The sequence below is a fragment of the Xanthomonas populi genome (genome assembly GCF_002940065.1).
Taxonomy (GTDB): Bacteria; Pseudomonadota; Gammaproteobacteria; order Xanthomonadales; family Xanthomonadaceae; genus Xanthomonas; species Xanthomonas populi.
This window is the reverse complement of sequence record NZ_MDEJ01000049.1, coordinates 17,849-27,854: the sequence shown is the minus strand read 5'-3', so window position 1 is coordinate 27,854 and position 10,006 is coordinate 17,849. Positions and strand designations below refer to the sequence as shown.

Annotated in this window: 11 protein-coding genes and 1 pseudogene; 10 read left to right on the top strand and 2 right to left on the bottom strand. The window is 65.7% G+C overall.

What is annotated here, in order from left to right:
* Window positions 1-517: 517 nt before the first annotated feature.
* Together XpopCFBP1817_RS09925 and XpopCFBP1817_RS09920 are read right to left on the bottom strand one after the other, a co-directional pair.
* Complete coding sequence (locus XpopCFBP1817_RS09925; protein ID WP_167393892.1) at window positions 518-1,525, bottom strand: chorismate transformation FkbO/Hyg5 family protein; 1,008 nt, start codon at window positions 1,523-1,525, stop codon at window positions 518-520.
* Window positions 1,522-2,871: an NAD(P)/FAD-dependent oxidoreductase gene (locus tag XpopCFBP1817_RS09920; RefSeq protein ID WP_128417013.1), complete on the bottom strand. Its 1,350-nt coding sequence runs from the start codon at window positions 2,869-2,871 to the stop codon at window positions 1,522-1,524. The genes XpopCFBP1817_RS09925 and XpopCFBP1817_RS09920 overlap by 4 nt, the downstream gene beginning before the upstream one ends.
* Window positions 2,872-3,218: 347 nt before the next feature.
* Between XpopCFBP1817_RS09920 and xanC the strand changes: the two genes are divergently transcribed.
* The 10 genes and pseudogenes from xanC (at window position 3,219) to XpopCFBP1817_RS09875 (ending at window position 9,902) form a co-directional block, all read left to right on the top strand.
* Window positions 3,219-3,488, top strand: a complete 270-nt coding sequence (xanC, locus tag XpopCFBP1817_RS09915) for a xanthomonadin biosynthesis acyl carrier protein XanC (RefSeq protein WP_128417009.1) — start codon at window positions 3,219-3,221, stop codon at window positions 3,486-3,488.
* Between the two features lie 37 nt (window positions 3,489-3,525).
* A complete protein-coding gene (locus tag XpopCFBP1817_RS09910; protein WP_167393894.1) occupies window positions 3,526-4,209 on the top strand; it encodes a COG4648 family protein in 684 nt (227 codons plus the stop codon).
* 59 nt (window positions 4,210-4,268) lie between these two features.
* The gene (locus tag XpopCFBP1817_RS09905; protein ID WP_128417007.1) at window positions 4,269-5,018 is read left to right on the top strand and encodes a lysophospholipid acyltransferase family protein; all 750 of its coding nucleotides are present in this window, start codon (window positions 4,269-4,271) and stop codon (window positions 5,016-5,018) included.
* Window positions 5,019-5,029: 11 nt separating this feature from the next.
* Window positions 5,030-5,317, top strand: a complete 288-nt coding sequence (locus tag XpopCFBP1817_RS09900; protein WP_128417006.1) for an ApeI family dehydratase — start codon at window positions 5,030-5,032, stop codon at window positions 5,315-5,317.
* Window positions 5,314-6,288 carry a lysophospholipid acyltransferase family protein gene (locus XpopCFBP1817_RS09895; protein ID WP_128417005.1) on the top strand — a complete coding sequence of 325 codons (975 nt, stop codon included), beginning with the start codon at window positions 5,314-5,316 and terminating at the stop codon, window positions 6,286-6,288. The genes XpopCFBP1817_RS09900 and XpopCFBP1817_RS09895 overlap by 4 nt, the downstream gene beginning before the upstream one ends.
* Window positions 6,212-6,859, top strand: coding sequence for a LolA-related protein (locus tag XpopCFBP1817_RS09890; protein WP_128417004.1), 648 nt, complete (start codon window positions 6,212-6,214; stop codon window positions 6,857-6,859). Before XpopCFBP1817_RS09895 ends, XpopCFBP1817_RS09890 begins: the two co-directional genes overlap by 77 nt.
* Entirely contained in the window at window positions 6,856-7,086 is a 231-nt protein-coding gene (locus tag XpopCFBP1817_RS09885) for a hypothetical protein (protein ID WP_128417003.1), read from the top strand. Before XpopCFBP1817_RS09890 ends, XpopCFBP1817_RS09885 begins: the two co-directional genes overlap by 4 nt.
* A pseudogene (locus XpopCFBP1817_RS23725) lies at window positions 7,022-7,207 on the top strand (hypothetical protein); the annotation flags it as partial. The gene XpopCFBP1817_RS09885 and the pseudogene XpopCFBP1817_RS23725, both read left to right, overlap by 65 nt.
* On the top strand, window positions 7,199-9,442 hold the full coding sequence (locus tag XpopCFBP1817_RS09880) for an MMPL family transporter (protein ID WP_341866003.1): 2,244 nt from the start codon (window positions 7,199-7,201) through the stop codon (window positions 9,440-9,442). The pseudogene XpopCFBP1817_RS23725 and the gene XpopCFBP1817_RS09880, both read left to right, overlap by 9 nt.
* Window positions 9,429-9,902 carry a hotdog family protein gene (locus XpopCFBP1817_RS09875; protein WP_128417001.1) on the top strand — a complete coding sequence of 158 codons (474 nt, stop codon included), beginning with the start codon at window positions 9,429-9,431 and terminating at the stop codon, window positions 9,900-9,902. Before XpopCFBP1817_RS09880 ends, XpopCFBP1817_RS09875 begins: the two co-directional genes overlap by 14 nt.
* Window positions 9,903-10,006: the final 104 nt, after the last annotated feature.

The window sequence follows — 10,006 nt, the reverse complement described above, 5'->3', positions numbered from 1 at the left end:
GGTAAAACGCTTCTTCACGTCCAATCTCCTTCGGGGTAGGGAATTGGACTCCAAACTGGCGTGCTACTCAAAATCGGGGGACGTCGGGCCGAAAGCAGACCGAGCAACGAGATCAAGGCAAGAGAACGTGAGCGGCGGAGCGCGGTCATGGCGACGGGATGGTGGATGGATGGCTGGGAGAATACATGCGCCGTGCGATCCGCTGCTGTTCCTTTTCCCACCGGGAGAAGGTGCCCCGCAGGGGCGGATGAGGGGACGGGCGAAGCCTCATGCTATCGAGCAATGCATATGCTTCGGCCCGTACACTCACCGCAACCCCTACAGGGACGTACTCGCTGTCCCGCGATGGTGGGTAGGCGAGGGCCCTGCAGCGAAGACCCAGATCATCCGCTCTGCTTCTGCTCATCCCAAGACAACCGAGCTCTCGCGGTTTTAAAGCGGTTGGCAAATGTCGCGAGCAGTCAGCCGGCCGCGCCCGCCTGGCGGTAAGCGCAGTCGTTTTGGTCGCCTCTCTCACTCACCCATGCACCCCATCGATCTCCACCGCCAACTCATCGCGGCAGATCACCGCGTGCAGCAGCAGGCGCGGCACTGCGTCGCCGAAGCGGGCGTCCAGTGCCTGGGCGACCTTGGGCAGGTCGTCTTGCTCGCGCACGTAGACCTTCAATCGCGTGCCGGCGCCGAATTGCGCGGGTAGGGCGGGGGCGTGCTGGCGTGCGGCGCCGAGCAGGGCATCGAAGTTGGCGAAGGTTTCTTCCAGCTGCGCCAGTAACTGGCCGGTGTGCATCGAGGCATGCCCGACCACGGCGGCGGTGCCTGACAGCAGCAGCGGCATGTCGCTGCCGGCCGGCGGCAGCATGGCGCGCGCAAAGCTCGGCGGCTGCGGGCCGTACTGGCGCGGGTAGTTGTAGGCGCTGACCTGGCGCGGATTTTCCAGCGGGGTGCCGGCATCGGCGGCGGCCAGCCAGTAGATCTGCATGATGCGCTCGGCATCGCAACGGCCCACCGCGGTGGCGGCGGGCAGCTGTGCGGTATCGAACGCGCCCAGGCCACGTGCACGGCCGATGCAGAACTGCCGATAGCGCTCGCGGTCGCCGCTGCCCAGGGTGATCGCATCCAGATAATTCCAGATGCGCAGCAGGAGCGGGGTCTGGCTGCCGGTGACGAACGCGGTGATCTTGGCATACGCTTTGGCGGCGGCTTCTTCGATGTCCACATCCTGCTCGTCGATCTCGATCACGCCGAACTGCAGGTGCCCGTCGCTGGACCAGGCGATGTTTCCATCGCGCCCGCTGCGCACCGGCGAGTCGCTGCGCCATACTTCCAGCACGCTGGCCTGATACGGCTGCAGCGGCACGCGCAAGTAACGCGGATCGTCCAGACGCGGCGCCGCAGTGCCGAAGCCGAACACGGCCAGCACCTGCGGGTCGGTGAGCAGGGCAGACGGGTCGGTCTGATCGACATAATCGACCTGCAGGCGGGGATGGCGCGCAGCGTGCGTGGTCTGGGCCTGGGAAGCGGTCATTGCGTGTCTCGTTGTTGCGTATCGCGTTGCAAGGTGTCGCCGTCGAAGCCGCGCGTGGCCTGGCGCCGACGTTGCCGCCAGGAGTGCCAGGCGCGCGGCATCATCGACAAGGTGGTGATGGCGTAGATGGCACGGAACGCACGCAGACGCAGGCGCACCTTCGGGCTCTCGAACACGTCGCCGGCCAGCATCGCTGCCACGGCTTCTTCGATCTGCAAGGTGGTCTGCGGTTGCGCGAACAAGATGCGCATGGTCGGCGAGGTGAAGCGGTAGATGAGCCACTTGAATTCATTCACGCCGCGTTTGAGGTCGCGCTGCAAGGCGCGCTGCAGTTTCGCCTCGCGCTGCGGCATGCGCAGCGCCTGATCCACCGTCGCTACGCCGCGCTTGGCGCTGTGCATGGCCAGAAACACGCCCGAAGAAAACATCGGGTCGACGAAGGTGTAGGCATCGCCCAGCATCAGCCAGCGCGGCCCGGCCATGCGCGTGCATTCGTAAGCGTCATTGCCGGTGGCGTGCTCCTGCGCCACACGCTCGGCGCCGTGCATGCGCGCGGTCACTTCGGCATTGAGCGCCAGCGTGCGCATGAAAAACCCCTCGCTGTCGCCCTTGCGGGTCGTGAGGTATTCCGGATAGCAGACTGCGCCCACGCTCATGATGTCGTCCGGCAGCGGGATCAGCCACATCCAGCCGTGCACATGCCGGTAGATGCTGATGTTGCCGGCATCTTCGCCCGGCCTGCGCGCCACGCCGCAAAAATGGCTGAACAACGCGGCCGATTGATGCTTGGCGTCGGCGCGTTTGAGCTTGAAGCGATTACCCAGAAACGTATCGCGGCCGCTGGCATCGAGCAGATAGCGTGGGCGGAAGTGCTGCTCACCCTCCACGCCACGCGCCTGCAGCACCGGCTGTTCGCCCTCGAAGCTGACCTGCTCGACCTTGACCTGCTCGCGCGCATCCACGCCCACCGCACGTGCGCGCTCGAACAACACGACGTGGTCGAACTGCGCACGCGGCACCTGAAAGGCGACATCGGCCTTGGCATCCAGCGCCCGTGAAAAACGAAACGTGTTGTCGCCGCCGTTGTCGATGCGAAAGTCCGCGCCGCGCTTGAGCACGCCGATGCCGCGTACGTGCTCGAGTACGCCCAGCCGTTCGAGGATCGGGACGTTCATCGGCAGCAACGATTCGCCGATATGGAAGCGCGGGTGCTGCTCTTTTTCCAGCAGCGTGACCTGCCAGCCCTGCTGCGCGAGCACGATGGCGGCGGCGCAGCCCGCTGGCCCCCCGCCGATGATCAACACATCCGGACATTCGGGTCCGGGAGCCGGCCCGGCTGCCGGCATGGCGGTCGGGGCGGGGCGAACAGCGGTGGAAGTCATCCTGGAACACACCTGCAGCGGGCGAGCGTCATGCAGTCATGATAGCCTGACCGGTGGCCCGGACAGGTGCGGCCGGGTTGCCGAACCACTCTCACCCGATCACCAACCAACCAACCAACCAACTGCGCGGCCGCTTAACGGGCGTGGCCGGTACGCGGAAGCGGCAGCGACGACAACGTACACTGCGGTTTCAAGCCGAGGCCCGCCTCGAACTGACGGTTGTTTGCGAGGCTTTGCTGGTTGTTTGAATTAATTGCATTGATTGATTGTTCCGAATTCTGTTGCCAGACTCTTACCTGTGGAAGCTCTGGATGTCCCTGCAAACCGCTGCCGAACGTGAACTGGCCGAACTCCTGGTCGAAAGCCTGAACCTGGAAGACGTCCAACCCGCCGACATCGATCCGGAGGCGCCTTTGTTCAATACCGGACTGGGACTGGATTCGATCGACGCGCTGGAACTGGCGCTGGCGATCAGCAAGCGCTATGGCTTCCAGCTGCGCTCGGACAACGACGAGAACCGTCGCATCTTTGCGTCGCTGCGTGCATTGTCGGCGCATGTCCAAACCAACAAGACCGTCTGAGCTGCCAACGGCAGCGCCTGCCGATGCGCCCCCGTGGGTGCTGTGGCTGGGCGTGCTGCTGGCGGTGGCGTACTCGCCGCTGGCGCATTGGGCCAATGCCAGCCATCGGCCGGACCTGGCGGTCATCGCCGGGGCCTTGCTGGTGCTGATGGTGCTGATCGAACCGATGGCCGCGCGCCGCGCGTGGGCCTGGGCACTGGCCGTGTTGACACTGGCCGGCCTGAGCGCGTTGTGGCAATCGCCGTACGCGATGCTGTTGCTGGCCGCGCCGCCAGTGGTGTTCACCGGCTGGATCGCCTGGTTCTTCGGCTGCAGCCTGCGCCAAGGGCGCACGCCGCTGATCAGCCGCATCGTCGAAGGGCTGTATCGCCAGGCCGGCATGCCGATCACGCTCGAGCAGTACCGCTATACGCGTCGTCTCACCCTGGCCTGGGCGCTGCTGCTGTGCGCGCTGACCCTGGTCAATCTGCTGTTGGGCCTGTGCGCCGAACCCAGCGGCGTGCTGGCGCAATTGGGCTACGCCTCGCCGTTGCCGATCAGCGACGCGCGCGCCTCGTTGTTCGCCAATCTGCTGGCGTATGGCGTGGTGGGCGGGTTCTTTGTGGGCGAATATCTGCTGCGCGGCCGCTGGTTTCCGCAGCGCCCCTATCGTAATCTGCCAGACTTCTTGCGCCAGATGGCGCGGCTCGGGCCGGCATTCTGGCGCAATCTGCTGCGCTGAGTGCGTGGCCGTGGCCAGGGGCAGCGACGTACGTGAACACTTTCAGGGACAAGACAAAAATGCCGTTGGCAAGGATGCCGTCGCGCGTGGCGTGGGCCGTGTTCAACCTGTTGCAGCTGGCCTTTACGCTGACGTTCACCGCTGGCGGGATCGCGTATGCGTTGATGTTGCTGGCGATCACGCGCGACCCCGATCGGTTGCTGCGCATGGGCGGCTGGATGTGGTCGCCGGTGTTGTTTCGCGGCGCGGGTGCCAAGGTGATCGTGGAAGGCCGCGGGCGCGTGGATTGGTCCAAGAACTATCTGTTCGTCAGCAACCACCAGTCGGTTATCGATATCTGCGCGTTGTTCTACGCATTGCCGGTGCCGCTGCGGTTCTTGCTAAAGGACGAAATGCGCAAGGTGCCGTTCTTGAACTGGTTCGCGCGTGGCACCGGTATGCTGTTTCTGGGCCGCAACAGCCGGCGTGCCGGGGCGATGGTGCGGCGTCAGGCGGCCGCGCTGCTGCGCGAGGGCAAACAGGTGTGTCTGTTTCCCGAAGGCACCCGCAGTCGCAGCGGCGCACTCTTGCCATTCAAGGCCGGGCTACTGCAGGCCGCTATCGATGCTGGTGTGCAGGTAGTGCCAGTGGCGCTGGATGGCTGCGGAAAGGTGCTGCCGGTGGAGGGTATGTTCAGGGTGCGTCCCGGCATCATCCGTGTGCGCATCGGTCACCCGATCTCGGTGACAGGGCCGGATGCGCCGGACCGCCAACAATTGACCGAGCAGGCACACAACGCCGTGGCTGCCATGCTTGAACCCAGGATCTGACTTACCCGCTTATGGATTTCGTCGTACCGCATGATCATCCCTGCCTGCCCGGGCACTTTCCGGGTCGCCCCGTGGTGCCTGGCGTGGTCGTGCTCGACCATGTGCTGCAGGCGGTGGAAGCCGCGCATGGCCCGCGCGCCGCCCTACGCTTGCCGCAGGTGAAGTTCGTGCAGCCGCTGCTGCCCGGCCAGACCGCATCGGTTACGTTGGACGGTGCCTGCCCGCGTTGGCGCTTTCGCGTGCAGCGCGCCGACCAGTTGCTGGTCAGCGGCGAGCTGGTCGCGGAGGCAGCGCCATGAACAGTCAGTGGAAACAACGCCCGGAAGGCGGCGGACGCCTCGCGTTGAGGCTGATCCGCGGCATCGCCCAGCATGCCGGGCGGTCGGTGGCACGCGTGCTGCTGTACCCGATCACGCTGTACTTCCTGCTGGTGCGTGCGCCTGAGCGCACTGCGTCGCGTGCCTATCTGGCGCGCGTGCTCGACCGCCCGGCCACGCTGCGCGATGTGGCGTGGCATATCCATACCTTCGCCTCGACGATTCTGGACCGCGTATACATGCTGTGCGGGCAGATGCAACGCTTCCGCGTCGATATCACCGGGCTGGATCAGCTGCACACGCAGATGGATCGCGGCCGCGGCGTGCTGATCTTCGGCTCGCACCTGGGCAGCTTCGACGCGCTGCGCGTGCTGGCCACCGAACGCCCCGATGTGCAAGTCAAAGTGGTGCTGGACAAGGCGCACAACCGCGCCATGACCGATCTGCTAGGCGCGCTGAATCCGCAGCTGGCCGCCAACATCATCGACGCCGGCATGGACGCGATCTCAATCGTCATGGCGATCAAGGAGGCCACCGACGCCGGTGCGCTGGTGGCGCTGCTGATCGATCGCCCGCGCGAGGGCGACCCGGCGTTGCCGGCAATGTTCCTCGGCCGCAATGCGATGTTTCCGACCTCGCCGTGGCTGATCGCCGCTGCGCTCAAGGTGCCGGTGGTGCTGGCGTTCGGCCTGTATCGCGGCGGCAATCATTACGAGCTGGCGTTCGAGACCTTCAGCGAAGGCCTGGATGTGCCACGCCGCCAGCGTGCTCCGGTGCTGGCGGTGCTCATGCGCGATTATGCCGCCAGGCTGGAGCATTACACACGCTACGCGCCGTACAACTGGTTCAACTTCTACGATTTCTGGAACACCCACCATGCCGATGTGCCGCACCCTGCCGTGGATGCTGATACTGCTGTTCAGCGCCGCACCGCTATGCGCCGCACCGCCTGAGACGCTGGACGTCGGCCAGGTGCTGCAGCGCCTGGCACGCCCCGCACCGGTCAGTACCGAGTTCGTCGAACTGCGTGGCTCTGCCCTGCTGAAGACGCCGCTGCGCGTACAGGGCCACTACCGTCGCCCGGATGCGCAGACGCTGGTGCGCGAAGTCAGCGCGCCGTATCGCGAAACCACCACGTTGCAAGGCGACGAAGGCGTGCTGGAACGCGAAGGCAAATCGCCGCGGCGTTTTTCGTTGAGCCGGGTGCCCGAACTGGCCGGTTTGAAGTCCGGCTTCGGCGCCTTGCTGGCCGGCGACCGCGCGCTGCTGGAGCAGCAATACCGCGTCAGCGGGCAGGGCCAGCCGCAGGCTTGGCAACTGACATTGCAACCCAAGGACGCTGCTGTGGCCAGGCAGGTGCGTGAGTTGCGTCTGTACGGGCGCAATGATGAGCTGCGCTGCATCGAAAGCCTGCCGGCCAAGGGCGACGTGCAGCGCACCCTGCTGGCTGGCGCGGCGCGTGACGCAGCACGCGTGAGCGATGCGGCGGCGTTGACCACGCTATGCCATGGTTCGGGCGCGTGATCCACCGCGAGCGAGTCTTGCGTGTGCAGTCTGGACAGGCGCTTAGCAAGGAAACAGTGACCGTCCTGGGCAAGATAAAGGGGCTGGTGTTGCACACCATCGACAGAAAGAACGCGTCACGGCAGCCCGCCCTCAGACAAAACAAAGCGCTGTTGCAGCCCGATGCCGCGCGCGCGGCCGGTGGACGTTCGGCCGCTGCAGCAGGATTTTCGTTCCATGGCGCTTAAATTGGACGCAAACCGCCGCATCGGACTTGCGCTGCTGTGGCTGGCGTTGCTCGCAGTCGCAGGCTTCTGGCTGAGCCAGACGCTCAAGGTCACCGGCGATCTGCGCAAGTTCATGCCCGCCCCGCGCACGCCCGCGCAAAAACTGCTGATCGAAGAACTTGGCGAAGGCCCCGGCTCGCGCCTGTTGTTGATGTCGTTGTCCAACAGCGACTCGGCCACGCTGGCCGCGCAGTCGCAAGCCCTGCAGCAGGCCTTGGTCGCACAGCCGGAATTGTTCGAGCTGGTCGGCAATGGCGGCAATGCGGGGCTCGATGCGATTTCCGAGCGCTTGCTGCCGTATCGCTATCTGCTCAGCGACAGCTTCGACAAGACGCCACTTGATGCACAGACGTTGGAAGCGGCATTGCAATCGCGCGTGCAGGACCTGGGCTCGCCCGCCGCCGCAATGGTGGAGCCGTTGCTGCCGCGCGATCCCACGCTGGAAGTGCTGCATCTGGCCGAGACCTTGCAGCCAGCGGCCGCACCGCAGACGCGCAATGAGGTGTGGTTCGACCGTGCCGGAACGTCGGCGCTGTTGATCGTGCAGACGCGTGCGGCAGGGTTCGATCCGACCGGCCAGCAGCTGGCTTACGACGCGGTGCAGGCTGCGTTTGCAGAGGTCAGCAAGGGCAGCACGACGCAGCTCACGTTGACCGGCCCAGGCGCCTTTGCGGTGGAAATCACCGCGCGCACGCAAGGCGAGGCGCAGTGGATCGGGACACTGGATACGGTGGGCCTGGTGTTGTTGTTGCTGATCGCTTATCGCAGCTGGAAGATTCCGGTGCTCGGCGTACTGCCTTTGGCGAGCGCGGGTCTGGCCGGCTTGGGCGCGGTAGCGCTGCTGTTCGACGGCGTGCACGGCATCACCGTGGCATTCGGCTTCACTCTGATCGGCGTGGTGCAGGATTACCCGATTCACTTGTTCAGCCACCAGCGCCCCGGTCTGGATCCGCGCGACAACGCGCGCCATCTGTGGCCGACGCTGGCCACCGGCGTGGTCTCCACCTGCATTGCCTATGTGACCTTCCTGTTTTCCGGTGTGGACGGCTTGCGCCAGCTGGCGGTGTTTACCATTGCCGGGCTGGCGACCGCCGCGGTCACCACACGTTGGCTGTTGCCGGCGTTGATCGACCCGGCGCCGTGCGACTACGCCGACTCGCGCCTGCTCGCCGCGCTATGGCGTGGCATCGCGCGCCTGCCGCGGCCGCGCATCAGCCTGGCAGTGATCGCACTGATCGGCATCGCGGTGATCGCGTTTGCACCAGGCCAGTTCTGGCAGAACGATCTGTTGAAGTTGACCCCGGTGCCGCCCAAGGCGTTGGCGCAGGACACGCAGTTGCGGCAAGAGCTGGGCGCCCCCGATGTGCGCTACGTGCTCGCGCTGCACGCAGCGAACGATGAGGCGGCGCTGCAGGCCAGCGAGCAATTGCGGCCGCGCCTGGACGCGCTGGTGCGCGAGGGCACGCTGACCGGCTACGACATGGCCGCGCGTTATCTGCCCAGCGCCAAGACCCAGCACGCGCGCCAGGCCGCGTTGCCGGATGCCGCGCAAGCCCGCGCACTGACCGACAGCGCGGTAGCCGCCACGCCGTTCCGCAGCGATGCATTTGCGCCATTTCTGCAGGATCTGGATGCTGCCAAGCATGCGGCACCGCTGTTGCCGAAGGACCTGACCGGCTCGCCGCTGGCAACCTCGGTCGGCGGGCTGTTGCTCGGTCGCGGCGATCGCAGCACTGCACTGGTGTCGTTGACCGGCTTGCGCGATCCGGCGGTGTTGGCCGCAGCCGTACAAGGCAGCGGCGCGCAGCTGCTGGATCTGAAAGATGCTTCCGAATCCCTGGTCGCCGCGTATCGCGGACGTGTACTGGGCGCATTGGTGCTGGCTGCGTTGTTGTTGGCAGTGACCGTGGCAATCGCGCTGCGTAGCCCGCGCCGCATCGTGCGGGTGTTGTTGCCGATGGCGCTGACCACGGTGCTGATCCTGGCCATCCTGCGCGGCACCGGCGTGGAACTCAATCTGTTCCATCTGATTGCGCTGATCCTGGCGGCCGGTTTGGGCCTGGATTACGCCTTGTTCTTCGACCACGCCGGCGACGATCACGCCGATCAGCTGCGCACGCTGCATGCGCTGATCGTGTGCAGCCTGATGACCTTGCTGGTATTCGCGCTCTTGGCCGCGTCCAGCATTCCGGTGTTGCGTGCGATCGGCAGCACGGTGGCGCTGGGGGTGTTGTTCAATTTCATGCTGGCCTTGCTGGTGTCGCGCGAGCCGGCGCTGGAACGCATAAAGAACGGAGAGCCGCATGCAGGGACGTGACGCGATTGCCGCGCTGATTCCGCACCAGGGCAGCATGTGCCTGTGGGAAGACGTGGTGGAGTGGGACGCGCAGCGCATCGTGTTGCGCAGTGACGCGCATCGCAGCGACACGCATCCGCTGCGTGCCAGCGGCCGCCTGCGCGCGCTGCATCTCTGCGAATACGGCGCGCAAGCCATGGCCGTGCACGGCGGCTTGCTCGGCCGCGCATCGGGCAAGCCGGTGCGCCCTGGCATATTGGTGGCGCTGCGCGCAGTGGAGCTGCACGTCGCCTATCTGGACGAGCTGCCCGATGCGATCGTCTGCGAAGCGCAGGTGTTGATGCATGGCGAGGACAGCCAGCAATACAGCTTCCGCTTGACCCACGGCCAGCAGTTGCTCGCCGAAGGGCGTGCCACGGTGATGTTGGGTGCTGCCTGGGCGTCAGCGAACCTGGGCGCTGGACTGGCTCGGTGCTGGTGATACATCCAGCTGATCCAACGGGCAGAGCCGCGCGGCGTCATGGCATGCGCATTGTTTTCCGTAATCGCGTAGTTACCGAACCCGCGAGCAGTGCGCTGAAACGT